The sequence below is a fragment of the Streptomyces lydicamycinicus genome (assembly GCF_000829715.2).
GTDB classification, from domain to species: domain Bacteria; phylum Actinomycetota; class Actinomycetes; order Streptomycetales; family Streptomycetaceae; genus Streptomyces; species Streptomyces lydicamycinicus.
Genome location: NZ_BBNO01000004.1, coordinates 371,138 through 397,330, shown reverse-complemented (window position 1 = coordinate 397,330; position 26,193 = coordinate 371,138). Strand labels below are relative to the sequence as shown.

The window sequence follows — 26,193 nt, the reverse complement described above, 5'->3', positions numbered from 1 at the left end:
GGTCTCCGAGCGGCCGTATTTTCGACGCCGTGACGATCCACGCCGACCCCAGCGACCGGTACGCGCCGGGCGGCGCACCCGGTCCTGGTGCCCCGCCTCAGGGCCCCGCCGACCCGCCGCCCACCCATCCGCTGTACGCGCGACTCAACCCCCGGTACCTGCCACCCCGGCCGCCCCGCGCACCGCGCGGGGCCCCAACGCCCGCGCCTCCGCTGCGCCTCACGCCGACGGCATTGCTGCGGGGGCTGGCCGGCGGTGCGGTGTCGGTCGTCACCCTCTGGCTGGTGCAGGCCGAGCCCTCGGTGCGGCTCGATGCGCTGTTCGCCACCCTCGCCCACCTCAGCGGTCTGCTCGCGGGCTACGGAATCCTGGTGATGCTGCTGCTGATGGCCCGGGTGCCGGCCGTCGAACACGGCGTCGGCGCCGACCGGCTGGCCCGCTGGCACGCCCGTGGCGGCCGTCATGTCCTGACCCTGTGCCTCGCCCACACCGTCTTCGCGCTGTGCGGTTACGCCGCCCACACCGGCGCCGATGTCCTCGGTGCCGCCGTCGGCCTGATGGGCTACCCGGGCCTGGCCGCGGCCGCCGTCGGTACCGCGCTGCTGGCGGGCGCGGGCGTCACCTCGGCCCGTACGGTCCGCCGCCGGGTACGCCATGAGACCTGGCGCGCCGCACATCTGCTGACCTACGTCGGCGCCGCCCTCGCCTTCGCCCACCAGCTCTCCGGACCGGATCTGGCCGGCGGCCCGCTCGCCGTCTGGCTGTGGACACTGCTGCACACCACCGTCGGCACCCTGCTGGTCTGGTACCGCATAGTCGTACCGGTACGGCAGGCGCTGCGGCACAGTCTGCGGGTCACCGAGGTCCGGATCGAGGGGCCGGACGTGGTCTCGGTCGTCATCCGGGGCCTGGGGCTGAACGCACTGCGGGCCGAGCCGGGGCAGTTCTTCCGCTGGCGGTTCCTGGACCGCCGGCTGTGGCGGACGGCCCTGCCCTTCTCGCTCTCCGCACCCGTGCGGGACGACACCCTGCGGATCACTGTGAAAGCGTGCGGCGACCACACCCGCCGGATTCGCCGTCTGCGGCCGGGCGTACGGGTACTGGCCACCGGCCCGTTCGGCGCGCTGACCGCACACCGGCGGACCCGGCGCAAGGTGCTGCTGCTCGCCGGCGGCGTCGGGATCACCCCGATGCGTGCGCTCTTCGAGACCCTGCCGGGCGGCCCGGGGGACCTCACCCTCCTCTACCGGGCGGCCAACGCCGCCCAGTTGGTGCTGCGCGAGGAGCTGGAGGAGATCGCTGCCGCGCGCGGTGCGGCGCTGCACTACCTCCTCGGCCCGTCCGACGGCCCCTTCGATCCGCTGGCCCCCGGGGCCCTGCGCCGGCTCGTCCCGGACCTGGCGGAACACGATGTCTATCTGTGCGGCCCGCCCGGCATGTCCAGGGCCGCGGTCGCCGCCCTGGAACGGGCCGGGGTGCCGCCCGACCGCATCCACTGCGAGCAGTTCACCTTCTGAGGGCCGTCGAGCGTTTCGCCGTCCCGGTGGGCAGCGGCCTGCTGCCCCTCGTCGGCCCTGTCCCGCGTCAGCCCGTCCCCGTCGTCCCCCGTCGTCCTTCGTCGGCCCGCGCCCCGAGCAGCCCGTGGTCCCTCGTCGGCCCGCGCCCCGGTCCTCCCGTCGTTCCCGATCGCTCCGACCCGTAAGGAACCCGCCACCCATGGCCAGACACCGCAAACCGCACACCGTCCCGGCCGTCACCGTCCGGGCCCGCCGTCAGCTCGCCGCCTGCCTGGTGGGGGCCAGCGCGCTCGCCGCCACCCTGGTGTCCCGGACGGTCACCCCGGCCGCCCCGCCCTCCCCCGACCGGCCGCCGGCCGGGTACAGCCTCCCGGACCGGGGCGGCGCCGTGGAACTGGTCCACGCGGAGCGACGGTAACCGTCGGCGCCACACCGTCCCCGAGCGTCTCCGTCGCTCCGCCGACGCGCACGGCTGCGCCAAGTCCTCCCTGGTGACGGCGGTATCCGTCGTCATGCGCCCGCCAGGGATCACGGGACAACAGCCCGTGGGCGGCGGCCGGTTCATAAGATCAGCCGGTGCCTCCTGACATATCGCTCTTCACCCTGACCCTGCTCTGCCTGGCCGCGCTCGCGGCGGGCTGGATCGACGCCGTGGTCGGCGGTGGCGGACTGCTGCTGCTCCCCGCGCTGCTCGTCGGTCTGCCGCACGCCCCGGTCGCGTACGTACTGGGGACCAACAAGTCCACCGCCATCGTGGGCACCACCGCGGCCGCGGTCACCTACGTCCGCAAGGCCCCGATCGATGTCCGGACCGCGCTGCGCATCGGCCTCGCCGCGGTCGCCGGCTCGCTGGCCGGGGCGTTCTTCGCGGCCGGTATCAACAGTGCGGTGCTGCGCCCGCTGATCATGGCCGTCCTGCTGGGGGTGCTGGTCTTCATCCTGGTCCGGCCGGCCTTCGGGACCGCCCCCGCGCCCTCGGGGCCCGTCTCCCGTCAGCGCGTCCTGGCGGCCGTCCTCATCGCGGGCCTGGGGATCGGCTTCTACGACGGGCTGATCGGGCCCGGGACCGGGGCGTTCCTGATCATCGCGCTCGCCGCGGTGCTGCACATGGACCTGGTCACCGCCTCCGCCACCGCCAAGGTCGTCAATTCCTGCACCAATATCGGTGCACTGACGATGTTCGCGATCCAGGGCACCGTGCTGTGGCAACTGGGCGCCGTACTCGCCCTGTTCAACTTCACCGGCGGCATGGTGGGCGCCCGGATGGCCCTCAAGCGCGGCGTCGGCTTCGTCCGCGGAGTGCTGGTGGTCGTGGTCGTCGCGCTGCTGTGCAAGCTGGCCTACGACCAGTGGCTGGCGGCCTGAGGGGGGCGGACCCCGCCGCCGCTCAGAACCGGCAGCGGTACATCCGCGCCATGTCCCGCACCGCGGGCAGCTTCGCCGACATCCGGGCCGCCAGCCGGCTGCCCGCCGGCAGCTTTTCGACTCCCGGGATCTCCATGGCACTGATGTTCTCGACGATCTCCAGCTTCGGGCTCAGCGCCGCGATCCCCGCGGTGTCCGTGCCCCAGTGCAGCCGCGCACCGGCCTTCACCACGGGGCGGTTGAGCCACTGGACGCGGATCGCGAACCGGCTGAAGGCGTCGAACGCCAGCTCACCGCCCGGCACCCGGTCCATCAGCCGCCGCAGCAGCGCCGTGCCGTCCGCCTCGGTCAGATACATCAGCAGCCCCTCGGCCACGATCATCGCCGGCCGGTCCGCGGGAATCCGCGCGACCCACGCCGGGTCGGTCACGGACGACGGGATGGTCGTGTAGCCCGCGCGCTCCGGGTAGAGCTGCCGCCGCAGCGCGATGACCTCGGGGTAGTCGATGTCGAACCACCGCACCCCCGGCCCCGGGTCGAGACGCTGGACGCGGCTGTCGAGGCCGCAGCCCAGATGCACCACCGTCGCCTCCTCGTGCCGGGCGAGGAAGCGCGCGGTCCAGTCGTCCAACTGACGGGCGCGCAGCGCGACTCCGGCGGCGTTGCCGGGGCTCAGCCGCATCCTGCTGAAGTCGTAGTCGAGCCGCCGCATGGTCTCGGCGGCGGTGGTGTCGCCGAGGATCGGATCCTTCGCGCGGCTGTCGACCGCGCGGCCGTAGAGCGTGGCGAGAAGGGTTTCCTTCTCCTCGGTCAGATGCACCTGGGTACGCGGACTGGTCATGAAGTAGAGAGTACTTAAGATTCAGAAAAATGTGAAGACTCAGAATTCCGAAGAGGGCTCCGGGGGTGCCCGCGTGGCTCCGGGGCGCCCGCGCTATCTCCGGTCCGTCCCCGTCAGGGTCGAAGGGCGCGCCCCGGCCGGTATCTCCATGACGGCGGTCAGCAGTACCGCCGAGTCCTCCAGGGCCAGCAGACCGTGCCGCTCGCGCGGCGTCATGGCGACCTGACCGGCCATCAACTCCTGGCCCCCGCCCGCTCCGGTCAGCCGGACCCGCCCCCGCAGGACTTGCAGGCTCGCCGCCGGGGGTGCGTTGTGCTCATCCAGCGCGGCCCCCTCGACCAGTGCGATCACGGTCTGCCGCAGCCGGTCGTCGTGCAGGAAGAGCCGGGCACTGCGCCCGTGCGCGGAGGCCCTGGCCTCGTCGAGCTGCTGGCGGGCGAGCGCATCGAGATCGTCCATGATGCTGGCCTTTCGCGTACGGACCGGCGGCTGGGCTGCCCTTTCCATCGTTGCCGGTGCACGGGGGGACGCAACCGGGGAGCCCGTTCCGGGGCCCGGGAGCCTGGCGGGCGGGGGCGGGCGGCGTCCGGGTGCATACCGCCGCGGGGCGGGCCGGTCACTTACGGGATGATCATCCGGTCCGTACGATGCGAGGCGGTCCGTGGCGTCGCCGAGTCCGCTCGGCCACGCCACGGACCCATGCCGCCGGCCGGCCCTGCCCGGCCGAAGCGGTCCCACCGTCCCGTCCGTTCCCTCCCGACCCCCACCGTGAAGGATGCGCACCCGTGGCCGACCCGACCGCCCCGAACAGCCCGCCCGACCCCACCGGGCGGCAGACCGGATTCCTGACCGTCATGACGACCACCGACAGCGAGACCAAGGCCCGGAAGCTGGCGCGCGGGGCGATCGAGGGCCGGCTCGCCGCCTGTGCGCAGATCAGCGCGCCGGTGACCTCGGTGTACCGCTGGGACGACGCGGTCGAGGCCAGCCAGGAGTGGCAGGTGCTGTTCAAGACGGCCGAGGCGCGCTACGACGCGCTGGCGGCCTATCTCCTCGACGCGCACGACTACGACACCCCCGAGATCATCGCCACCCCCATCACCCGCGGTGCCGCCGGCTATCTGTCCTGGGTCGCAGAGGAGACGAGCTGAACATGGAGCGCGACACCACGGAACGCGGCGCCACGACGCGAGTTCACCGGGCGCGGCCCACCCGGAAGCGCTGGATCAAGGCCGCGACGGCCGTGGCCGGAGTGACGGTCTGCCTGGCCACCGCAACCGTCGGCCACGCCGTCAACGACGCCCGGCGCGCGGCACCGGGCGACGGCAACCCCAGCCCCGCCCCCGACGCGACCTGGACCAGCCGGGACGCCGCCGCCTACTGGACGCCCGACCGGATGGCGGCCGCCGCACCGGCCGGCAGCGACACGCCGGCCCGGCCCGAGGCCCCCGCCCCGACCACCGCCACGACCCGGTCCGCCGCACCGAAGGGGACCGCCGCCGCGGCCCGGGCCGGCCGCACCGCCCGGCACTTCAACGGCATCCCGTCCGTCGGTGTGCTGTTCTCCGTCGACGGGGACGCCAAGGCGCACCACTGCACCGCCAGCGTCGTGCACAGCCCGCACGGCAACCTCATCCTCACCGCCGGGCACTGCAATCCGGGAACCCGTGCCGCTTTCGTCCCGCAGTATCGTTCCGGCGCGACCACCCAGCCGCACGGGGTATGGGCGATCAAGGACACCTTCGCCTACCCCGAGCGCGGAACCAGCGGTGCCGGGGCGGACCTCGACTTCGCCTTCGCCACCGTCGCCCCCGACGAGGACGACCGCACCCTGGAAGAGGTCACCGGCGGCAACACCCTCTCCCCGACGCCCGGTTACACCAACGACGTCACCGTCATCGGCTACCCGAATGTCCGCAACGATCCGGAGGACCGGGCCGTACGCTGCGCGACCCGCACCGGCCGGCTGACCGGCACCCGTGAACTGCGCATGGAATGCGGCGGGTTCTACGGCGGCACCTCCGGCAGCCCCTGGCTGAGCGACTTCGACGAGGACAGCGGGACCGGCCGGGTCATCGGCGTGATCGGCGGCCTCAACGGCGGTGGCCCGAAGGGCCCGGACGCCGACCGGATCTCCTACAGCCCGTTTTTCGGGACGAAGCTCCTCAACCTGTACGCCCGCGCGGCCGAGAAGTGACCCGCTGACGGAGGCGCTAACCGGCGTCCGCCAGCGCCTCCGTCACCCCCTTCTCATGCGGCCCGAGGAACTGCGGATCGGGCCGCAGCAGCGCGTCCGCCGCCGCCTTCCCGGCCGCGAAGATCTCCCGCACCCCGCCGTACGCCCAGGTCACATCGTGCTTCGCGGCCACCCCGACGCCGTCGGAGTCGACACCGGCCGCGTTGCACAGGGCCAGCGCGCGCCGGATGTGGAAGCCCTGGCTGACCAGCACGGCCCGGTTCACACCGAAGATCCGGTGGGCCCGGCTACAGGAGTCCCAGGTGTCGAAGCCCGCGAAGTCGCTGACGATCTTCCGTGCCGGGACGCCGTGCCGCAGCAGATAGCTGCGCATCGCGTCCGGCTCGTCGTAGTCGGTCCGGCTGTTGTCGCCGGTGACCAGGACCGCGCGGACGGTGCCCCGCTCGTACAGCGCGGCCGCCGCGTCCAGCCGGTGGGCGAGATACGGCGACGGCGCACCGTTCCACAGGCCCGCACCGAAGACGATGGCCACCGGCGCGGACGGCGCGTCCGCGACACCGTGCACCCGGGGCCCGGCGGTCGCGTTCATCCAGGTCGCGGGCGCCAGCGCGAGCACCGTCACCGCCACCACGGTCTGGAAGGCGCGGCGCCGGCCCCGCCGGGTCCGCGGCAGCCGCGGGCGGCGCACCCCGCTCCGTATCCGTCGCACCAGTCCCGGTACCGGCCCGCGCATCCCTGCCCCCGTCCGCTCGCGATCGATCTCGCAGGCTGCGACGCCCGGTGCACCCGTGATGGTTGCAGCGCGGGCCTGGCATCGTGGCAGTGAGCACCCCGCCCGGAGAGGACCGCACCACCATGACCCGCGAGCCCGAGCGGCTGCCGTTCTTCGTCTACGGGACGCTGCGGCCCGGCGAGGCCAACTACGGCCGGACCCTGCGCGGCCGGACCGCGGCCGAGGAACCGGCCCACATCGGCGGCGCGCTGCTGTACGACGGCCCCGGCTACCCCTACGCGACGACCGGGCCCGCCGGCGCGGTGGTGCACGGCGCCCTGGTCCGGCCCCGCGACACCGACTACGACGAGGTGTGCGCGCTCCTGGACCGGCTGGAGGGCTACACCCCCGGCGACCCGCACAACCTCTACGAGCGGGTGCCCACCGAGGCGGTGTGCCCGGACGGCCGGACCGTACGGGCCTGGGTCTACCTGGCGGCCGGCCCGCTCGCCGCCCGGCTGCGCGCCACCGGCACCCCCATCGAGGGCGGCGACTGGCCGGCCTCGCGGGCGGCGGCCGGCTGACCGGCGCTGTTGCCGGCCGCGCACACCACCCGGCCGCCCACGGGCGCCGCCGAGGCAGCGGACCCCGCCCCGGCTAACCTGGACGACTCCTCGTACCGGGGATCCCACCCGTACCGAGGGCCCTTCCCGTACCGCAGAACAGGTGTGACCGCGTGGCTTCCTCCCCGTCCTCCCCCTCCGCCGCAACCGCCCACGAGCCGCTGCCCAAAGCGGAGCTGCATCTGCACATCGAGGGCACGCTGGAACCCGAGCTGGCCTTCGCGCTCGCCGAGCGCAACGGCATCGAGCTGCCGTACGCCACCCAGGACGAGCTGCGCCGCGCCTACTCCTTCGCCGATCTTCAGTCCTTCCTGAACCTCTACTACGCGCTGATGGCCGTGCTGCGCACCGAGGACGACTTCGCCGACCTCGCCCACGCCTATCTCGCCCGCGCCAAGGAGCAGGGCGTCCGGCACGCCGAGATCTTCTTCGACCCGCAGGCGCACACCGCGCGCGGCGTCCCGATCGGCACCGTCATCAACGGCCTGGCCCGCGCCCTGGACAGCGCTCCCGAGACCTATGGCATCAGCACCCGCCTGATCATGTGCTTCCTGCGCGACGAGAGCGCCGAGTCCGCCCTCGCGACCTTCGAGGCGGCCCGGCCCCACCTCGACCGGATCACCGCCGTCGGCCTGGACTCCGCCGAGGTCGGGCACCCGCCGTCGAAGTTCAAGGAGGTCTACGCGCTGGCGCGGGAGGCCGGCCTCAAGTGCGTGGCGCACGCGGGGGAGGAGGGGCCCCCGGCCTATGTGTGGGAGGCCCTGGACGTCCTCGGCGTGGACCGGATCGACCACGGGGTGCGCTCCCTGGAGGACGAGCGGCTGGTGGCCCGGCTGGTGGCGGACCAGGTGCCGCTCACCGTCTGCCCGCTGTCCAACGTGCGGCTGCGGGTCATCGACGACCTCGCCGACCACCCGCTGCCCGCGATGCTGGACGCCGGGCTGCTGGTGACCGTCAACTCCGACGACCCGGCGTACTTCGGCGGCTACGCGGACGACAACTTCACCGCCGTACGCGACGCCCTCGGCCTCGACCAGGAGACCCTGCGCACCCTCGCCCGGAACTCCTTCCGCGCCTCCTTCCTCGACGAGGCGACCCGCGAGCGGTACCTCCGGGAAGTGGACGCCCACCAGGCGTAACGCCCCTCGGGCGGCAGGGGCGCGTGAGATGTCCCCTGCCGCCCGTCCTGCTCCCGGGGCGGAGTGGATGGCAGCCGGACGGAACACGAAGTTCCCCGCGGGGAAACGAAGCGGCAACGCCCGGCTGCCACGCTCAGGTCATGACGGCGCCGATACCGCACCTGCCCTCCGCGTCCCTGGCCCCCCTCGGCACGGGGGGCCTCGCCGCCGAGATCACCGCCCAGCTCAGCACCCAGCTCCGCCGCGTCCGGCTGCACGGCTTCCGCGCCCCGGACGCCCCGTCCCCCACCCTCGTCGCCGTCGCCCACGGCAGCCGCGACCCCCGCGCCCTGCCCACCGTCCGGGCCCTGCTCGACCGGGTCCGGGCGCTGCGCCCCGGCCTGGACGTACGGCTCGGGCACATCGAGCTGAACCAGCCGCTGCTCGCCGACACCCTCGACGGGCTGCGCGGCGCCGCCGTCCTCGTACCGCTGCTGTTCGGCCGCGGCCATCACGTCACCCACGACCTGCCCGCCGCGCTGCGCGGCGCACCCCACCTGACCGGCCACGTCGCCGAACCCCTCGGGCCGCACGGCCTCCTCGCCGAGGCGCTGCACGGCCGGCTGCTGACGGCCGGCTTCCCCGAGGCCCCGTGCCCGCGCACCGCCGTCGTCCTGGCCGCCGCCGGCTCCCGCGCCCCGCGGTCCGCCCAGGACACCGAGCGCACCGCCCGGCTGCTCTCGGACCGGCTCGGCGGCACCCCCGTCCTGCCCGCCTACGCCTCGGCGGCCGCCCCCACCGTCCCCGACGCGGTCCGTGCGCTGCGCGACCGCGGCCACGACCGGATCGCCGTCGCCGGCTGCTTCACCGCCCCCGGACGCTTCGCCACCCAGTGCGCGGCCGCCGCCCCCGGGCCCGCCGCCGAGCCCCTGGGCGACCACCCCGCACTGGCCCGTCTCGTACTGCACCGCTACGACCAGGCCCTCCTGGCTCCTACCGGATGCGACCCGGAGGCCCGCAGGGCGGCTACCGTCGCTGTATGACGGGCACACCACCGACCATCCCCGGCTACACCGCGGCCGACCTCGAACGCTGGGTCACCGAGCCCGACAAACGGCCGGGACGCACCGCCTTCCAGCGCGACCGCGCCCGGGTACTGCACTCCGCCGCGCTGCGCCGGCTCGCCGGCAAGACCCAGGTCGTCACCCCCGGCGAGCACACCGCCGCCTGGGACGCCAGCCCGCGAACCCGGCTGACCCACTCCCTGGAGTGCGCGCAGGTCGGCCGGGAGCTCGGTGCCGCCCTCGGCTGCGACCCGGACCTGGTCGAGACCGCCTGCCTGGCGCACGATCTAGGCCACCCGCCCTTCGGACACAACGGCGAGCAGACGCTCAACGAAGTCGCCGCGCCCTGCGGCGGATTCGAGGGCAACGCCCAGTCGCTGCGGCTGCTGGCCCGTCTGGAGCCCAAGCGGTTCGTGCCCGCCGAAGACGGCTCGACGGTCAGCGTCGGGCTGAACCTCAGCCGCGCCGCCCTCGACGCGGCCACCAAGTACCCGTGGGCGCGCGGCGGTCACCCCACCGACCCCGCGTCCCCGAAGTTCGGGGTCTACGCGGACGACACACCGGTCTACGCGTGGTTCCGGCAGGGCGCCCCCGACGGCGCCCGGAGCTTCGAGGCGCAGGTCATGGACTGGTCCGACGATGTGGCGTACTCGGTGCACGACGTCGAGGACGGGCTGCACGCCGGACACCTCGACCCCAACCTCCTGCTCGCCGACGCCGAACGCGCCGAGATCTTCGCGGTCGCCGGTGAACGCTACGCTCCCGGCGCCGGCCCCGAGGAGCTGGCCGCGGCGCTGGACCGCCTCCTGGAGCAGGAGTGGTGGCCGCACGGTTACGACGGCTCCGCCCTCGCCCAGGCCCGCCTCAAGGACGCCACCAGCCAGCTGATCGGCCGCTTCTGTCTCGCCGCCGAGGGCGCGACGCGGGCCCGGTGGGGGACCGGACGGCTCACCCGCTACGGAGCGGAGCTGGTGGTTCCGGACGAAACCCGGCTGGAATGCGCCGTTTTGAAAGCCGTCGCCGACCGGTACGTCATGCAGCGCCCCGACCAGGAGGCGCTCCGCGCCGACCAGCGTGTCGTCATCGCCGAACTGGGCGAGGTGTTGTTCGCCCGCGCCCCCGACGGCCTTGATCCACAGTTCCGTTCACTGTTCGACACGGCCCCTGACGACACCGCACGGATGCGCGCCGTCATCGACCAGATCGCGGCCCTGACCGACGCCTCCGCCCGCTCGCTGCACGCCCGTCTCACCCGTCGCCCCGGTCACGGCGGGGCCCACCGCGGGTGACCCTGGAGGAAAGCCCCTCTTCCCCCCTCACGCTCCGTGCGGGACGCTCGAACCCCACCGTTTTCGAACGGAGCACCCTGACAACAGCGAACAGCGAGCCCTGACAGGCACGGCAACCCCGTTCGGCGGACGGTGACCGGGGAGCCCCGACAGGCGGCGTTCGGGAACCCTGACGCCACCGAACGCATCAACGGGGGAGAGCACCGGGGGGTACATCGGGGCGTTCACGACGCGGACGCGGACGCAGGTACCGCAACGAGGAGGAAGCAAGTGGTCGACGCACACCAGACGTTCGTCATCGTCGGGGGTGGCCTGGCCGGGGCAAAAGCCGCGGAGACGCTCCGCGCGGAGGGCTTCACCGGCCGGGTGATCCTCATCTGTGACGAGCGCGACCACCCCTACGAGCGCCCCCCGCTCTCCAAGGGGTACCTGCTCGGCAAGGAAGAGCGCGACAGCGTCTTCGTCCATGAACCCGCCTGGTACGCCCAGGCACACATCGAACTCCACCTGGGCCAGCCCGCCGTCCACCTGGACCCCGGGGCGAAGACCGTCCGCCTCGGCGACGGCACCCTGATCGTCTACGACAAGCTGCTGCTGGCCACCGGCGCCGAGCCGCGCCGCCTGGACATCCCCGGCACCGGTCTGGCCGGCGTGCACCACCTGCGCCGCCTCGCACACGCCGAGCGACTGCGCGGCGTGCTGGCCTCCCTCGGCCGCGACAACGGCCATCTGGTGATCGCCGGCGCCGGCTGGATCGGCCTGGAGGTCGCCGCCGCGGCCCGCTCCTACGGCGCCGAGGTCACCGTCGTCGAGCCCGCCCCCACCCCGCTGCACGGCATCCTGGGCCCCGAACTCGGCGGCCTGTTCGCCGATCTGCACCGCGAACACGGCGTCCGCTTCCACTTCGGCGCCCGCTTCACCGAGATCGTCGGCCAGGACGGCATGGTGCTCGCCGTGCGCACCGACGACGGCGAGGAACACCCCGCGCACGACGTACTCGCCGCGATCGGCGCCGCCCCGCGCACCGCCCTCGCCGAACAGGCCGGGCTGGACCTCGTCGACCGGGAGGCCGGCGGCGGTATCGCGGTCGACGCCGCGCTGCGCACCTCCGACCCGTACATCTACGCCGCCGGCGATGTCGCCGCCGCCGACCACCCCGTTCTGGACAGCCGGCTGCGCGTCGAGCACTGGGCCAACGCCCTCAACGGCGGCCCGGCCGCCGCGCGCGCCATGCTCGGCCAGGACGTCAGCTACGACCGCATCCCGTACTTCTTCTCCGACCAGTACGACGTCGGCATGGAGTACTCCGGCTACGCCCCGCCCGGCTCGTACGCGCAGGTCGTCTGCCGCGGTGACGTCGCCAAGCGGGAGTTCATCGCCTTCTGGCTCGGCGCGGACGGCCGGCTGCTCGCGGGGATGAACGTCAATGTCTGGGACGTCGCCGAGTCCATCCAGCAACTCATCCGCTCCGGGGCGTCGTTGGCGCCCGAGGCGCTGGCCGATCCGGAGGTTCCGCTCGCCTCGCTGCTCCCGTAGCGTGCCCGTATGACGCCAAGCCCCAGCGGTCCCACCGGCCCCGGCCGCACCGACGTTCCGGACGTCGTCACCCTCGACGACGTCCGGGACGCCGCCCGGCGGCTGGCGGGAGTGGCACACCGCACGCCCGTGCTGCGCTCCCGCACCCTCGACGCGCTGGCCGGCGCCGAGATCCACCTCAAGTGCGAGAACTTCCAGCGGGTCGGCGCCTTCAAGTTCCGCGGCGCCTACAACGCCCTGTCCCGGCTGTCCGCGGAACAGCTGGCCCGTGGAGTCGCCGCCTACTCCTCCGGCAACCACGCCCAGGCCGTCGCGCTGGCCGCCCGGGAGCTGGGCAGCCACGCCGTCATCGTGATGCCCGAGGACACCCCGAAGTCCAAGAAGGACGCCACCGCCGGCTACGGCGCCGAGATCGTCACCTACGACCGCTACACCGGCGACCGCGTCGCGATCGGCCGGCGGCTCGCCGAGGAACGCGGCCTCGCGCTGATCCCGCCGTACGAGCACCCGCACATCATCGCCGGCCAGGGCACCGCGGCCCTGGAGCTGATCGAGGAGACCGGCCCGCTCGACGCGCTGCTGACGCCGGTCGGCGGCGGTGGCCTGATGGCCGGCTCGGCCATCGCCGCCACCGCCCTCGTCCCCGGCATCCGCATGATCGGCGTGGAGCCGGAGGCCGGCGACGACACCCTGCGCTCCCTGGCCGCCGGCCACCCCGTCACGATCCCGGTCCCGCGCACCATCGCCGACGGCCAGGCCGCCGAGCGCCCCGGCGAGCTGACGTTCTCCGTCAACCGGCGGCTGCTCGACTCGGTCGTCCTGGTCACCGACGACGAGATCCGCACGGCCATGAAGTTCGCCTTCGAACGCCTCAAGATCGTCACCGAACCCAGCGGCGCCAGCGCCCTCGCCGCCCTCCTCGCCGGCCACATCAGCCCGCTGCCACCCCGCATCGGCGTGATCATCTCGGGGGGCAACGTGGGGGTGGAGCGATTTCTGGAGCTGCTGGGGTGAGGGAGGGGCGGGGTGCGGGGAGGGGCGCCGGCCGGGCCGCGGAGCTCGCCATGCTGCTCCCCCGCCCCCTCCCCCTCCTCCCCCTTCGGGGGAGGGGGCGGGGGTGGGTTCGGGGGTGGGGGGAGAGCCCCGGCGTTCGCGGCGACCGCCCACGCGCGACCAAGGCTGTCCGACCCCGGCCGTAGAATTCACGCGTGGCAGGCAGGATCAACGATGACGATGTGAAGGCGGTGCGGGACGCGGTCCCGATCGACGCCGTCGTGTCCGAGTATCTCCAGCTCCGCAACGCCGGCGGCGGCAACCTCAAGGGCCTGTGCCCCTTCCACGACGAGAAGTCCCCGTCCTTCCACGTCAGCCCGGCCAAGGGGCTCTACCACTGCTTCGGCTGCCAGGAGGGCGGCGACACCGTCGACTTCGTCATGAAGATCGACCACCTCTCCTTCGCCGAGACCATCGAGCGCCTCGCCTCCCAGGCCGGTATCACCCTGCGCTACGAGGAGGGCGGCTACACCCCGGGCCGCCAGCAGGGTGAACGCACCCGCCTGGTGGAGGCCCACAAGGCCGCCGCCCAGTTCTACGTCGAGCAGCTCGACAGCCCCGAGGCGGAGATCGCCCGCAAGTTCCTCGCCGAGCGCGGCTTCGACCAGGCCGCCGCCCAGCATTTCGGCGTCGGCTACAGCCCGGCCGGCTGGGACCACCTCACCCGCTTTCTGCGCGGCCGCCGCTTCAGCGACCAGGAGCTCGTCCTCTCCGGCCTCTCCCAGGAGGGCCGCCGCGGCCCCATCGACCGCTTCCGCGGCCGTCTGATGTGGCCGATCCGCGATATCGCCGGCGAGGTCGTCGGCTTCGGCGCCCGTAAGCTCCGCGACGACGACAACGGCCCCAAGTACCTCAACACCCCCGAGACCCCCATCTACCGCAAGTCACAGGTCCTCTACGGCATCGACCTCGCCAAGAAGGAGATCGCCAAGACCAACCGCGCGGTCGTGGTCGAGGGCTACACGGACGTGATGGCCTGCCATCTGTCCGGTGTCACCACCGCCATCGCCACCTGCGGTACGTCCTTCGGCGAGGGCCACATCAAGATCCTCCGCCGCCTCCTGATGGACAACTCCGGCTCCGAGGTCGTCTTCACCTTCGACGGCGACGCCGCAGGCCAGAAGGCCGCCCTGCGCGCCTTCGAGGACGACCAGAAGTTCGCCGCCGAGACCTCCATCGCGATCACCCCGGGCGGTATGGACCCGTGCGATCTGCGGCTCGCCAAGGGCGATCAGGCCGTCGCCGATCTCGTCGAGGCCCGGACCCCGCTCTTCGAGTTCGCGCTGCGCCATGTCGTCTCCCGGCACAACCTCGACACCACCGTCGGCCGCGCCGCCGCCCTCGACGAGGCCGCCCCCATCGTCGCGCACATCAAGAACAGCTCCATCCAGCACGAGTCCGCCGTCCAGCTCGCCGGCATGCTCGGCATCCTGGACACCCAGTTCGTGGTCAAGCGCGTCTCCCAGCTCGCCCGCTGGGCCCGCGAACGGGGCCGGGACGGCGGTCCCGACCAGGGCCGTCAGCAGCGCCGCGGCCAGGCCCCGGCGCCCGTGGAGGCCGGCCCCGCGCCCGGCCCGCGCGGCCCGGCGCTCAACCTCCGCAGCCCCGCCCACCGCGTCGAGCGGGAGCTCCTCAAGCTGGCGCTCCAGCGCCCCGACCTGGTCTCCCCGGCCTTCGACGCCTACGGTGCCGACGAGTTCACCGCCCCGCCCTACGCCGTGGTCCGCCAGTGCATCGAGGACGCCGGCGGTGCCGCGGCCGGCGCCGCCGACCAGGCCTTCATCCCCCGGGTGCGGGAGGCCGCCCCCGACGACACCGTCCGCGCCATGGTCACCGAGCTCGCCGTCGAGCCGCTGCACACCCGCCGGGATCCCGACGAGGCCTACGCCGGCGTCCAGTTGGTCGCCGTCCGCCTCGCCGCCGTCAATCAGCGCGTCACCGAGATCCGCGGCACCCTCCAGCGCCTCGGCCCCCGCGCCGACCCCGAACACCTCGCGGCCGTCCAGAACGAACTGTGGGTCCTCCAGCAGTACGGCCAGTCCCTGCGCGAACGCGGCTACGCCGCCCTGTAGCCCCCGGGGCCCGGCCCCGGGAGCCGGCCCGCGCCGCCCCGCCCGTAACACCCCGCGGTAGCCGTCCGGTCACGGACCGGACTCAAAAAGTGCCCGCACGCCCCTCGTGGCAGGCGTGTGTCGTACTCCACACTGAGAAGCGGTGCCTGAGTCCTCGGTGCGCCGCGGGCCCGGCCGTACCGCACCGGAATCCCCCGCGGAACCACTCGTGACGTACGGGACGGACGGCGGCCCGGCCGCCACCGTGCCCGACCTTTCTGCCGCTTCAGCAGCGATCACCCTGGAGGTCGCCCCCGTGCAGACCCAGACCCTCGCCGACGCGCCGGCCGCCACGGAGCACGACACGGACCCGGCCACGGAGCCGCTCACCGTGCCGCAGCAGGCCGAACCACCCGCCGCCGAGATGATCGTCGAGGAGATCACCCCGGAGCCGGTGCCACGCCCCGAGGCGGGCAGCCCGTCCGCCGATCTCTTCCGCCAGTACCTCCGCGAGATCGGCCGGATCCCGCTGCTCACCGCCGCCGAGGAGGTCGAGCTCGCCCGCCGCGTCGAGGCCGGTCTCTTCGCCGAGGAGAAGCTCACCAACGCCCCCGACCTCTCCTCCCAACTCGCCTTCGACCTCGACAAGTTGGTGGTCCTGGGCCGGATGGCCAAGCGCCGCCTGATCGAGGCCAACCTGCGGCTGGTCGTCTCCGTCGCCAAACGCTATGTCGGCCGTGGGCTGACCATGCTCGACCTCGTCCAGGAGGGCAACCTCGGGCTGATCCGCGCCGTCGAGAAATTCGACTACGCCCGCGGCTACAAGTTCTCCACCTACGCCACCTGGTGGATCCGCCAGGCGATGTCCCGCGCCCTCGCCGACCAGGCCAGGACCATCCGGGTCCCGGTCCATGTCGTCGAGCTGATCAACCGCGTGGTGCGGGTCCAGCGCAGGATGCTCCAGGAGCGCGGCTACGAACCCACACCCGAGGAGGTCGCCGCCCACCTCGACCTGACCGGCGCACGCGTCAGCGAGGTGCTGCGGCTGGCCCAGGAGCCGGTCTCGCTGCACGCTCCCGTCGGCGAGGAGGAGGACGTCGCCCTCGGCGATCTCATCGAGGACGGCGACGCCGCCTCACCCGTCGAATCCGCCGCGTTCCTGCTGCTCCGCGAGCACCTCGACGCGGTGCTGTCCACCCTCGGCGAACGCGAACGCAAGGTCGTCCAGCTCCGCTACGGCCTTGCCGACGGCCGCCCCCGCACGCTGGAGGAGATCGGCCGGATCTTCGGCGTCACCCGCGAACGGATACGGCAGATCGAGTCCAAAACCCTCAACAAGCTCCGCGACCACGCCTTCGCCGACCAGCTCCGCGGCTACCTCGACTGAGACCGCCGGGCCCGGCCCGCCCGGTAGGCCGCCGCCCGGGACGTCACGCCTCCCGCTCGAACGCCCCCGGATAGGCCTCGTCGCGCACCGCCGCGTACTGCTGGCGCACGGCCTGGCCGACCGCCAGCTCCTCACCCGGTTCGAAGACCTGGCTCGCGGCGGCCGGCCACTGCGGGGGATCGACCCAGGCGGGCCCGCCGCCCGGTGCGGACTCCGCACCGCCGGCCGGGGTGAGGGTGCCGTGCGCCACCCCCCACGCCCAGGCCGCCTGCCGGGCCGCGCCCAGCGCCGCGTACTCCGCCGGCTGCGGCACCACGACCGGCACCCCGAACAGCGCCGGGGCCACCGCCTGCACCGCGAACAGCTCCGCCGCCGCGCCCAGCAGGAACACCCGGCGCACCGCCACGCCCCGCCCCCGCAGCACGTCCAGCGCGTCCGCGAGCCCGCAGAGCATCCCCTCCACGGCCGCCCGCGCCAGATGCTCCGGCTTCATGCTGTCCCGCCGCAGCCCGTGCAACGACCCGGCGGTATGCGGCAGATGGGGGGTCCGCTCGCCCTCCAGATACGGCAGCAGCACCATGCCGTACGCACCGGGCGACGAGTTCATCGCCAGCTCGGACACGCCCGCCAGATCCGTCCCCAGCATCTCCGCGGCCCCGCGCAGCACCCGTACCGCGTTGCTGGTGTGCACCACCGGCAGATGCCGGCCGGTCGCGTCCGCGAACGAGGTGATCGTGCCGCTCGGGTCCACCAGCGCCTCGTGGTGAATCCCGAACACCGACCCCGAGGCGCCCAGCGACACCACCGCGTCGCCCTCCCCGACGCCGAGCCCGAAGGCGGCCGCCATCGTCTCGCCCGTACCGGCGGAGATCAGCAGCCCCTCCGGGGTGAACCCCGCGGTCCCCGACGGGCTCAGCAGCTCCGGCAGCCGCACCTGGTGGCCCAGCGCCAGCTCCACCAGATCCGGCCGGTACGACTCGGTCGCCGCCGACCAGAAACCGGTCGCCGAGGCCCCGCCACGGTCCGTCGTCCGCCGGGCGGGCCGCCCCAGCAGCTGCCACGCCAGCCAGTCGTGCGGCTGCATGACCTCCGCGATCCGGGCCGCATGCGCCGGCTCGGTACGCGCCAGCCAGCGCAGCTTGGTCACCGCATGGGTCGCCTGCGGCACCGCCCCGACGGCCTGCGCCCACGCGGTACGCCCACCGAGCGAGTCGATCAGATCCGCCGCCGCGCTCTGTGTCCGCTTGTCATTGCCGACCAGCGCGGGCCGTACGAGATTCCCCTCGACGTCCAGCGGCAGCAGCCCGTGCGGCTGCGCGGAGACGCCGATCGCCTGCACCCCTTCGAGCAGCCCGTGGCCCGCCGCCTCCCCGAGCGAGATCAGCCACGCCTGTGGATCGACCTCGGGCCCCTTCTCGACGGGGTGCGGCGCATACCCGCGCCTGATGACGGCGCCCGTGTCCGCATCGCAGACGACGATCCGTGTGCTCTCGGACGAACTGTCCAATCCGGCGACTATCCCCATGGCCTCAGATGATGCCCCATACGACGCATAGGAGCAGCGTCAGGGTTTACCCGGGCGACCCCCTAGGTGTTGCTCGTGCCCCAGTCGTCCTCATCGGCACCGCGCTGGTCGCGCAGCGAGCGGACCCGGTCGGTGACGGAGGCCGGCAGCCGGTCCCCGACCTTGGCCGACACCGTCCCGAAGGCCTTCGACGCCGCCTCGCGCCCGGTCAGCGCGGCCGACTCGGCGGTGTTCCGGACCGCGGGATTCTGGGAGACCCGCTGGGCGGCCTTGCGGAGCTGCTCGTACCGCTCCCGGCCCGCCCGTGCGCCGAGCACATACCCCGTGGCCAGTCCCGCGATGAACGTGAGCCGGTAGCGCATTGCTCCACCTTTCCTCTCGTCGGTCCCGTCCGGTGCCGGTACGCACCGGAGTGAAGGGCTGTGCCGCGCGCCTACCCTCCGGGGCCGCAGATCACCCGAGGTGACCTGAGGCGATACCGATTGGCGGAGCACCCCCCTGCTTGCGCTAATGTATGTGTCGCAGCGAGCGCGCGCCGTCCGGAAGACCGGTCAGCGGTGCATTCGAGGCACACAGAGCAATCCCCTGTAGCTCAATTGGCAGAGCAGCCGGCTGTTAACCGGCAGGTTACTGGTTCGAGTCCAGTCGGGGGAGCTCGGTCCCCTGTAGCTCAATTGGCAGAGCATTCGGCTGTTAACCGGAGGGTTACTGGTTCGAGTCCAGTCGGGGGAGCAGAGAGAACGAGGGCCCCGGAAGGGGTCCTTTTTCTTGTGCCATGGAACCGAACGGCCCGTGATCGAGGTCCTCTTGGGCGTGCGTGGTCGCCCGACGGCAGCCCTCACGGGCAACAGATCGTATGAGCGGCTATGCTGCGGCAGACGGCGCGCACAAATGTGCGCGACGCGCCGTGGGGGGCGGTAGCTCAGCCGGTTAGAGCAGCGGACTCATAATCCGTCGGCCGTGGGTTCGAGTCCCACCCGCCCCACCACTTAAAGTGGTCGAAAGAACGTTCTGACCAGCTTCTTAGCTGGTCAGGGCGGCGCACGGCAGGGTCCTGGCGGCCCGTCCCGATCATGATTTCATGATCGACAGGACAAATTCGGGACGCGGGTCACGCGGCGGGACGCAATCCCTCGTCCGGGCCTTCGCCGTCGGCCTCCGGGCCCGCCTCCGAGGTCTCGTCCTGGTCGTCCGGCTGGGACGGCTCCTTCGGTTCCGGACCTGCCTTCTGAGGCCGGGGCACGACCGCGCTCGTGGACTCCGCCTCAGCCGTCAAGAGCTGAGGCAGCACGCTGGTGTACGTGTCCGAGGTGATCTGCCGTGAGCTGTGGCCCAGCCGTTCTTGGACGACCTTGATGTCAGCCTTGCCCAACAGCGCCAGCGTTGCCGACAGGTGACGCGTGTCGTGCAGGCGGATCGGGGGCAGCCCTGACAGCTCGACCAGTCGGTTGAACCGCCGACTGATCCAGTCGGGGTGCAGGGGCTCGCCGTTCTCGTGAGTCCAGACCCGATTGCTCTCGACCCAGGCTTCCTCACCGGACCACTGCTCGCGTTCCTCGTCCTGCGTGAGCCGCCACGCGCGCCACAGCTCGCGAGTCTGGGAGTCGAGCGTGACCGTCCGCACGCTGTCCTGCTTGGGGGCCTCGTCGTACTGCCGGTAGGCGATTTCGACGATCTGCGCCGAGATGCGGAACCACGAGCCGGTCAAGCTGACCTCCGGCCAGGGCAGAGCGCACATCTCGCCGCGCCGAGGGCCACGGAAAATGAACGCGTGCCACATAGCGCAGAGCCGGTCGTCGTTCACGAAGTCGAGGAATTCGCCGGTCTGCTCGGGTGTCCAGACCATGACGGGACTGGGCTTCTTGCCCGTGCGCTTCCACTCTTCGACGCGCTCGGGTGTCCACACCAGGGCCTTGGGCCGCTTGACTGCCGGCAGCTCGACCATCGCGGCCCAGTTGGTCGCGTACTCGCCGCGCTTGATGCCGCTGCCCAGGAACGAGCTGAGGGTGGCGTTGATGCGGTGCATCGTCGCGGCACTGGTGATCTTCCGCTTGCCCTTGCGGCCCTCTCGGAGCGCGGCGTTGGCGTCGAGGTAGGCCCGGCGCGTGGTGCGCCGCTCCTCCTTCTTCCCCGCGGCCCGGACCCAGGCCGTGTAGGCGGCATCGCGGGCTTCCTGCAATTCGATGACCTTGGCGTGGTGGATCAGCCGCTCGGCGTTCTCCCGCTCGATCGCGTCGTACATCGCCTCGACGTGCCGCAGCTTGAGGTCACGCCGCTTGATGTGCCCGAGGTGCGGTTCGAGGTAGAGCGTGATGTGCTCCTCGTACCCGTGCCGGGTGGTGCGGGCCAGGCTTCTCTTCCTCTTGAGCCAGGTGCGCAGGTCCTCCCCGACGGTGGTGTTGCTGAGGACGTCGGCGCCGCCAATGACGTCGCGGTAGACCTCGGCCGCCTTGGCCTTCGCCTCGTCCTTCGTGGCGAACCCGCCTCGCCGCACCCGCTGGCGCCTACCGCCCTCGCCGGCTTCGAGCTCGAAGTAGAAGTACCAGGTGCCGTGCCCCTTCTGCGTGAGCTTCGGGCACTCGGCGCCGAGCTTGCGCAGCTTCGGCTTGCCGCCCTTGTCGAGTATCGGAGTGCCATCGTCCTCGACCAGGGGCTCTTGGCACGCGCAGCGCCGCTGGTAGCTGGGGTTGAACACGAATATCCCCTTCGTGGCCTTCGGTTGTGGAGCTTCTGTGTCGGTCCTTGTCGAACCGATGCTCCATCTTGCCCCAACACTCCAGTGTTGGCGTATCCTTAAATCACGTTGGCGCGGGGGAGAACGCGACAACGGGAATGACAACGAAGGACGCTTCAGCAGCTACGGATTCCAGGGCTGGCGCGATGACTCTGGAGGAACTGCTCGCGCTGCCGCCGACCGTGAACGTCACGACGGCTGCGCGGGCGCTCGGGATCGGTGTGCACAAGGCTTACAGCTTGATCAAGACGGGGTCTTTCCCTGTGCAGACCCTCACGCTGGGCAGCACGGTGAAGATCCCTACGGCTGCGCTTTGGCGAGTGCTCGGGGTTACCCCACCGGCGCAGTGATCATTCCGTAGCCATTGGCGTACCCGATCTCCTCAAGGATCCTCAGCCCGGCCACAGGGCTGTGGCCTAGGATCGGGCGGCTACGGAGCACGAGAAGAACGGACGACCGCATGCCACGGCTCTACGGGTTCGACGACCAGTCGCGTCAGCGACTGCGTGATGACGAAGTGGATCCGCTTCGGCAAATGGTGAGCCGGGCGCTGGCCGGTCAATCGAACGCCGACATCGCCTTGTGGGCGAACGGCGAGGGCTACCGGGGAACGCTGGGCGGGGAATGGAAGGACGCCTCTGTTGGGCGTCTCTTCCGCAACCCGGCCATCGCCGGTCTGCGCTATGACGAGAACGGCGAGCTCGTCGACGCCGGCCACCCCGGCGCCATCACACGCGAGGAGTTCGAGGCCCTCCAGGAGCGGGACAAGAGCCGGAAGACGGCGGACGCAGACGCGCCGTACGACTACCTACTGGTGGACGGAGCCAGTCAGTGCGGTAAGTGCACGCAAGCTCTCCAGGGCGCTCGTACGAACGCAGGTACGCCGGGCTACCGCTGCCGCCCGAAGAGCAAGCAAGGGCGGGGCGGTTGCGGCGAGGTCCGTATGGACGCCGAGCTGTTGGAGAACTACGTCGGCGAGTACGTCGTGGCTGAACTCCTCAAGCCCGGCATCCGGGACCAGATCCAGGCTGCCCGAGTAGCCGTGCGGGCGGAGGTGAAGAAGCTGGAGGCAGAGGCAAAGGACCTGGAAGGGCGCCGGACGGAGGCGGCCACCCTCTATGGCAAGCGCCAGATCAGCAGCGACGCGTTCGTAACCGCCGACGGTGAGATCACCGCAAACCTCAAGGACATCCGCTCGCGAATTCGATACGCAGAGCAGATGGCGAACTTCTCGCTGGGCAGCGCCAAAGACCTCGTCAGGTGGTGGAACACGGCACCGCACTCATCGAAGAGGGCCATTACGAGGCTGCTCTTGAAGAAGGTGGAGGTTTTCCCCGCGAGTGCCCGCGGCGTACGCACCGTCGAGCCAGGCCGAGTCGTCCTCCACTGGCGCAAGCTGTCCCGCGTGTCAGACGGCGGTTGAACCGACCGCCTTCCGGGCTGCGATTCGCCTTCCGACCATGGCCATCGTCAGGCCCGTGATGAGCGCGATCACGGCGAGACCGGCCAGCAAGGGCGAGACGACCTCTTCGTAACGCAGCGGCCAGGGGTGACCCAGGTAGTGCATCACCAGGTATGACCCCTTGCTGGCGGCGTAAGCGACACCGAACAATGCTGCCGTCGCCGACACAGCCAGCCCGCTGGCTGTCCAGATGTGGCCGCTCCGTCGGGCGGACAGAGCCATCCCGGAGCAGAGGAATGCGATCTCGCCGCAGGTGATCGCCACGTACCCCAGGTAGACCATGAGGTACACGGTGACACCAGGAGCTGCGGCGTATTCGGTGGTGAATTCGATGCTCTCACCGCTCGTCTCGACGAACAGCGGCAGCATCGCCATAAGGACGCACACGCCGAAGGCGATGCGCGCGTAGAGGCTGGCCTTGAGGACGTCCTGGTTGTACGACCAGTCCACGAGCATGAGCTGTAGGCTGCCGCACCACAGGACGGCGCAGATGTGGGCCCCGAGCTTGGCTGCGTTGTTCATGCCGGTCATGGACTCGACGAGGTTTTCGACCGTGGGCACGGCGAGAAGGACGCCTACGCCGCATACGCCGAAGGCCACGGTGCGCGTGAACCGAGCGACGCGGTACTCGGCTCGGGCCCTCTGCCGCCAGGCTTCCCGGCCGGAGAGCGCGGTACCGGCTATGCAAACCAGTGCGCACAAACCGAAGACGATGCCGTCCATTCGTTCAATTTCCTTCCAGATCAGAGACGGCCCGTTCCGCTGCTTCGGTGAAGCTGAGTCGCCTCCGCCGGCCTGGCCGCGGAGGTTCGGCGGCAGGCGGTAGCGGATCGGGAACTTCTGGGACGGTGAGGTCGCTGCCGCCGTGCCGCAGTCGGATCTCACGCGCCGCCTCCAGGAGTTCGGCAGCTCCAGCTTCGCCCAGGTCATGGACAAGTCGAAGCGCCTCGCGGGCGTCGTGGTGCTCCTCGTAGACCGATAGAGAGGTCAAACCGTTGTAGCCGGGAAGCAAGTAGGCCGCCGGACACTCAAGCGCGCGTGCGAGGCCCATGAGTTGGGAGGTCGATGGGTTGGACTTGACCCCGTTCAGCAGCTCGTTCACGACTTGGTGTGTCATCGCTGGCTTTCCGCCGGGAGTCTCGGCTGTGGCGGCAGCGATGGCGCGTGTGCTTGGGGTCTTCCCATCTGTCCCGCGCTTCCTGCCGAGCAATACGGCGAGTTTGCTGGACAGTGGGGTGTCCGGGCCAAGCGGCATGGTGCTGGCTACTCCTCAGTGGGGTGGCCCGGCCGGGGCCGGTGTCGAGAATTGGCGCATTTTCGATGTACTTCGCGGCGACGGTGACTCGCAAGGCAGTCTAATGTCTAGGTTGATTGACATTAGGAGTATCTGAAAGCAGGATCACGGTAGACGTAGATCAAGCACTCACATGTGGTCGTCACCCCTCACCCGCCTGCCAGGCTGCGAGATTGTGACCGGCACCCCCAGGCCGCCACATGTGTGCCTCGAACTCGTCTGCGTGGGGATCTAAAAGTGCCCTCTTGCGGGTGGGTGCTGGAGCACGGGGAGGATCGGGGTGGGGATCGAGCTGGAGCGCGTACTGGCCCGGCTGAAGGAGTCTGGGGGCGTACCGAATGTCCATCTGGACGCAGGGGTCGCACGTGAAGTGCTCGGCGCCCTATCGGTGGTCGACCCCGGGCGGGTTGAGCGCGGAGTCGAGCAGCGTGAGGTAGCTGGCCTGGTGGCTGCGGGCTGACTGGCGAAGGTTTATTAGGTGCGGGCCCCGTCGGGGTCCGCACCTAGGTGTTTGACCTGCAAAAACTTCTCGAAAATCATGGACCCTCACTCTGAATGCATATAGAATAGAACCGCAAGGAAGGGGGAGGGAGAAGCCCCCACCGACCTCTTGGAGCCCCAAATGCCGCACAAGTACGCGACCCTGAAGATGCGTCAGATCCGACGCAACCCGAACCAGCCCCGCGAGACCTTCAGTGAGGAGGCCCTGTCTGAGCTGGCCGACTCGATCAAGGAGCACGGCCTCCTCCAGCCGATCGTCGTCCGCAAGGTCGAGGAGGGCGGGTACGAGCTGGTCGCTGGGGAGCGCCGGTTCCGCGCCAACGGGCTGGCGGGCAACATCACCATCGAGACGAAGATCCTCCTGGCCGAGGGCGACGCCGAGATCAGCTACATGGAGTCCTTCAAGAAGGCTATGGCCGAGAACCTGAACCGCGAGGACATGCTCCCGCTGGAGGAGGCGCGCGGCTTCAAGCGGGTCCTGGATGACGAGTACGACGGCGACCCCGACCAAGTCCCCAGCGTCGCGAAGACCTTCTCCAAGTCGGTCCAGTACGTCAACCAGCGCCTGGCACTGCTCGCCCTGCGCCCCGAGATCCAGACGGCTGTCGACCTCGGGCACATCGGCACTCAGGCCGCCGTCCAGATCGCCGCCCTGTCCCGGGACAACCAGAAGGCTGTCTTCGAGGACTGGAAGAAGGGCGACAAGAGCGACAACCAGCTCGTCCACATCGCCTACGCCATGCGCAAGCAGGAGAAGGCCGCCAAGCAGGACTCCATGGTCGACGTCAAGGAGATGACACCCGAGGAGAAGGCCCAGCGCAGCCGGACACAGGCCAAGACCCAGAGCGACCTCGACGAGATCGAGCGTATGTGCGAGCTGCTGGACAGCATCGGCAAGGCCGACCCGATGGAGCTGGCCCGCGCCCTGGAGGGGCAGGTGGGCAAGCGGCTGGAGCAGATGGACCGGGTCGCCAACTTCGTCCAGAAGGCCCGCTTCCAGCTCCGTCAAGCTAAGGCGCACGCCGACGCCAGCGAGATCATGGTCAACCCCGCGGCGGCTGCCCCCGACCTGGTCGCGGAGGCCGATGCCGCGCTCGCCAGCCTGGAGCCCGCCGCCGAGCCGACCGCCGACGCTACTTCGGAGACGGACGCGGAGGCGGGGTCCACCGCCCCGCAGGCCGAGGCGGCTGACGACACGGAGCAGGAGAGCGCCCCGGAACCGGAGGCGGGCGACGCCGAGGCCGAGCCGGTTGCCATCGCGGCCTGAACGATCCATCCCGGGGCGGCCCCCAGCGGGCCGCCCCCTCTTTCCACCCGGAGACCACAGTGATGAACGACATCCGCGCCATGCGCAACATCAATCGCAACCTGTTCGAGGGGGTGCCGGCCACGGCCAACGCCCTTGAGGAGTACGACTCCGACGCCGCCCAGCTCGTTCGGGAGGCCGCGCAGCATCTGGTCAAGGCTCGCCGCGACAACGACCCGCAGGCTCTGAACGAGGCCAGCAACACGACCTTCCTCGCCGCAGCCGAACTCCTCAACCAGGCCGGTGGTTCCGTCTACGTCCGCTTCCCCGTCATGGTCGCGGCGCGCCTGGTGGAACTCGAAGCGGCGCTGCTCGTCGCCGGCGCCACGAACGAGGCTGAGGGGCAGACCGTATGAAGCGGCCCGAGCGCATCAACGGCCTCAAGACCTGGCCGGAAGACGGCACCCTGCCGCCCGAGATCTGTCGCCGCTGCGACGCCGACCTGGCCGACACCCACAACCAGCTCGCCTCCGCGATCTGCGTCGTCTGCGGCTACTGGGTGTGCGAGCTGTGTGACGGCGGCACGGACCCTGCGACGGGGGACGCCGTCTGCGCGGACCACAAGGGCCATCCGCTCGCCGCCAACTGCACCCAGTACGCCTGATCAGGAGACCCAAC

The 26,193-nt window shown here is 71.4% G+C and carries 26 protein-coding genes and 3 tRNA genes; 21 read left to right on the top strand and 8 right to left on the bottom strand.

Annotated features, from left to right (window positions below; translation table 11 throughout):
* The first annotated feature begins 212 nt into the window (after positions 1-212).
* From TU31_RS15080 to TU31_RS15070, 3 genes are all read left to right on the top strand, one after another.
* The gene (locus TU31_RS15080; RefSeq protein WP_063770802.1) at positions 213-1,517 is read left to right on the top strand and encodes a ferredoxin reductase family protein; all 1,305 of its coding nucleotides are present in this window, start codon (positions 213-215) and stop codon (positions 1,515-1,517) included.
* A gap of 199 nt (positions 1,518-1,716) precedes the next feature.
* Positions 1,717-1,935, top strand: a complete 219-nt coding sequence (locus tag TU31_RS15075) for a hypothetical protein (RefSeq protein WP_042154563.1) — start codon at positions 1,717-1,719, stop codon at positions 1,933-1,935.
* Between the two features lie 158 nt (positions 1,936-2,093).
* Positions 2,094-2,882: a sulfite exporter TauE/SafE family protein gene (locus TU31_RS15070; protein ID WP_042154561.1), complete on the top strand. Its 789-nt coding sequence runs from the start codon at positions 2,094-2,096 to the stop codon at positions 2,880-2,882.
* A 22-nt stretch (positions 2,883-2,904) separates the two neighbouring features.
* Here TU31_RS15070 and TU31_RS15065 read toward each other — a convergent pair whose 3' ends face one another.
* Positions 2,905-3,723, bottom strand: a complete 819-nt coding sequence (locus TU31_RS15065; protein ID WP_042154559.1) for a class I SAM-dependent methyltransferase — start codon at positions 3,721-3,723, stop codon at positions 2,905-2,907.
* Between the two features lie 93 nt (positions 3,724-3,816).
* Complete coding sequence (locus tag TU31_RS15060) at positions 3,817-4,182, bottom strand: cupin domain-containing protein (protein WP_042154557.1); 366 nt, start codon at positions 4,180-4,182, stop codon at positions 3,817-3,819.
* Between the two features lie 326 nt (positions 4,183-4,508).
* Here TU31_RS15060 and cutA point away from each other — a divergent pair, with 326 nt between their 5' ends.
* Both cutA and TU31_RS15050 read left to right on the top strand, forming a co-directional pair.
* On the top strand, positions 4,509-4,874 hold the full coding sequence (gene cutA / locus TU31_RS15055; RefSeq protein WP_181018608.1) for a divalent-cation tolerance protein CutA: 366 nt from the start codon (positions 4,509-4,511) through the stop codon (positions 4,872-4,874).
* Positions 4,875-4,876: 2 nt separating this feature from the next.
* Entirely contained in the window at positions 4,877-5,920 is a 1,044-nt protein-coding gene (locus tag TU31_RS15050; protein ID WP_042154556.1) for a trypsin-like serine peptidase, read from the top strand.
* A 16-nt stretch (positions 5,921-5,936) separates the two neighbouring features.
* Here TU31_RS15050 and TU31_RS15045 read toward each other — a convergent pair whose 3' ends face one another.
* On the bottom strand, positions 5,937-6,653 hold the full coding sequence (locus TU31_RS15045; protein WP_042154554.1) for a SanA/YdcF family protein: 717 nt from the start codon (positions 6,651-6,653) through the stop codon (positions 5,937-5,939).
* Between the two features lie 122 nt (positions 6,654-6,775).
* On the opposite strand from TU31_RS15045, the gene TU31_RS15040 reads away from it, so the two are divergent.
* The 8 genes from TU31_RS15040 (at position 6,776) to TU31_RS15005 (ending at position 16,753) form a co-directional block, all read left to right on the top strand.
* A complete protein-coding gene (locus TU31_RS15040) occupies positions 6,776-7,216 on the top strand; it encodes a gamma-glutamylcyclotransferase family protein (protein ID WP_042154551.1) in 441 nt (146 codons plus the stop codon).
* Positions 7,217-7,368: 152 nt separating this feature from the next.
* Complete coding sequence (locus tag TU31_RS15035; RefSeq protein ID WP_181018607.1) at positions 7,369-8,394, top strand: adenosine deaminase; 1,026 nt, start codon at positions 7,369-7,371, stop codon at positions 8,392-8,394.
* 140 nt (positions 8,395-8,534) lie between these two features.
* Entirely contained in the window at positions 8,535-9,416 is an 882-nt protein-coding gene (locus tag TU31_RS15030; protein ID WP_042154549.1) for a sirohydrochlorin chelatase, read from the top strand.
* Entirely contained in the window at positions 9,413-10,726 is a 1,314-nt protein-coding gene (locus tag TU31_RS15025) for a deoxyguanosinetriphosphate triphosphohydrolase (protein ID WP_042154547.1), read from the top strand. The genes TU31_RS15030 and TU31_RS15025 overlap by 4 nt, the downstream gene beginning before the upstream one ends.
* 270 nt (positions 10,727-10,996) lie before the next feature.
* Positions 10,997-12,262 carry an NAD(P)/FAD-dependent oxidoreductase gene (locus tag TU31_RS15020; protein WP_042154545.1) on the top strand — a complete coding sequence of 422 codons (1,266 nt, stop codon included), beginning with the start codon at positions 10,997-10,999 and terminating at the stop codon, positions 12,260-12,262.
* A gap of 9 nt (positions 12,263-12,271) precedes the next feature.
* On the top strand, positions 12,272-13,276 hold the full coding sequence (locus TU31_RS15015) for a pyridoxal-phosphate dependent enzyme (protein ID WP_042154544.1): 1,005 nt from the start codon (positions 12,272-12,274) through the stop codon (positions 13,274-13,276).
* A gap of 194 nt (positions 13,277-13,470) precedes the next feature.
* Positions 13,471-15,387 carry a DNA primase gene (gene dnaG, locus TU31_RS15010; protein WP_042154542.1) on the top strand — a complete coding sequence of 639 codons (1,917 nt, stop codon included), beginning with the start codon at positions 13,471-13,473 and terminating at the stop codon, positions 15,385-15,387.
* Between the two features lie 142 nt (positions 15,388-15,529).
* A complete protein-coding gene (locus tag TU31_RS15005) occupies positions 15,530-16,753 on the top strand; it encodes an RNA polymerase sigma factor (protein WP_042154540.1) in 1,224 nt (407 codons plus the stop codon).
* A gap of 43 nt (positions 16,754-16,796) precedes the next feature.
* On the opposite strand, the gene TU31_RS15000 is transcribed toward TU31_RS15005, so the two are convergent.
* Positions 16,797-18,278: an FGGY family carbohydrate kinase gene (locus TU31_RS15000; protein ID WP_042154539.1), complete on the bottom strand. Its 1,482-nt coding sequence runs from the start codon at positions 18,276-18,278 to the stop codon at positions 16,797-16,799.
* 62 nt (positions 18,279-18,340) lie between these two features.
* Positions 18,341-18,640: a hypothetical protein gene (locus TU31_RS14995; protein WP_042154536.1), complete on the bottom strand. Its 300-nt coding sequence runs from the start codon at positions 18,638-18,640 to the stop codon at positions 18,341-18,343.
* A gap of 219 nt (positions 18,641-18,859) precedes the next feature.
* On the opposite strand from TU31_RS14995, the gene TU31_RS14990 reads away from it, so the two are divergent.
* The 3 genes from TU31_RS14990 to TU31_RS14980 all read left to right on the top strand — a co-directional run bounded on the left by TU31_RS14990 (position 18,860) and on the right by TU31_RS14980 (position 19,266).
* A tRNA-Asn gene (locus tag TU31_RS14990) sits at positions 18,860-18,932 on the top strand.
* A 5-nt stretch (positions 18,933-18,937) separates the two neighbouring features.
* Positions 18,938-19,010: transfer RNA gene (locus TU31_RS14985), tRNA-Asn, on the top strand.
* A gap of 179 nt (positions 19,011-19,189) precedes the next feature.
* Positions 19,190-19,266, top strand: a tRNA-Ile gene (locus tag TU31_RS14980).
* A 123-nt stretch (positions 19,267-19,389) separates the two neighbouring features.
* Here the strand turns inward: TU31_RS14980 and TU31_RS14975 are convergent.
* On the bottom strand, positions 19,390-20,973 hold the full coding sequence (locus TU31_RS14975) for a tyrosine-type recombinase/integrase (RefSeq protein ID WP_052718952.1): 1,584 nt from the start codon (positions 20,971-20,973) through the stop codon (positions 19,390-19,392).
* Positions 20,974-21,158: 185 nt separating this feature from the next.
* Here TU31_RS14975 and TU31_RS14970 point away from each other — a divergent pair, with 185 nt between their 5' ends.
* Both TU31_RS14970 and TU31_RS14965 read left to right on the top strand, forming a co-directional pair.
* Entirely contained in the window at positions 21,159-21,362 is a 204-nt protein-coding gene (locus tag TU31_RS14970; protein WP_042154535.1) for a hypothetical protein, read from the top strand.
* A 110-nt stretch (positions 21,363-21,472) separates the two neighbouring features.
* On the top strand, positions 21,473-22,435 hold the full coding sequence (locus TU31_RS14965; RefSeq protein ID WP_042154532.1) for a recombinase family protein: 963 nt from the start codon (positions 21,473-21,475) through the stop codon (positions 22,433-22,435).
* On the opposite strand, the gene TU31_RS14960 is transcribed toward TU31_RS14965, so the two are convergent.
* Both TU31_RS14960 and TU31_RS38635 read right to left on the bottom strand, forming a co-directional pair.
* Entirely contained in the window at positions 22,421-23,197 is a 777-nt protein-coding gene (locus TU31_RS14960) for a hypothetical protein (protein ID WP_042154530.1), read from the bottom strand. The genes TU31_RS14965 and TU31_RS14960 overlap by 15 nt on opposite strands.
* A 4-nt stretch (positions 23,198-23,201) precedes the next feature.
* Positions 23,202-23,576 (bottom strand): hypothetical protein, encoded by a 375-nt coding sequence (locus tag TU31_RS38635; protein WP_158894499.1) that lies wholly within the window; start codon positions 23,574-23,576, stop codon positions 23,202-23,204.
* Between the two features lie 814 nt (positions 23,577-24,390).
* Here TU31_RS38635 and TU31_RS35955 point away from each other — a divergent pair.
* The 3 genes from TU31_RS35955 to TU31_RS14945 all read left to right on the top strand — a co-directional run bounded on the left by TU31_RS35955 (position 24,391) and on the right by TU31_RS14945 (position 26,179).
* On the top strand, positions 24,391-25,536 hold the full coding sequence (locus TU31_RS35955; protein ID WP_052718951.1) for a ParB/RepB/Spo0J family partition protein: 1,146 nt from the start codon (positions 24,391-24,393) through the stop codon (positions 25,534-25,536).
* Between the two features lie 62 nt (positions 25,537-25,598).
* A complete protein-coding gene (locus tag TU31_RS14950) occupies positions 25,599-25,931 on the top strand; it encodes a hypothetical protein (protein ID WP_042154528.1) in 333 nt (110 codons plus the stop codon).
* Positions 25,928-26,179, top strand: a complete 252-nt coding sequence (locus TU31_RS14945) for a hypothetical protein (protein ID WP_042154526.1) — start codon at positions 25,928-25,930, stop codon at positions 26,177-26,179. The genes TU31_RS14950 and TU31_RS14945 overlap by 4 nt, the downstream gene beginning before the upstream one ends.
* The last annotated feature ends 14 nt before the right edge of the window (positions 26,180-26,193 follow it).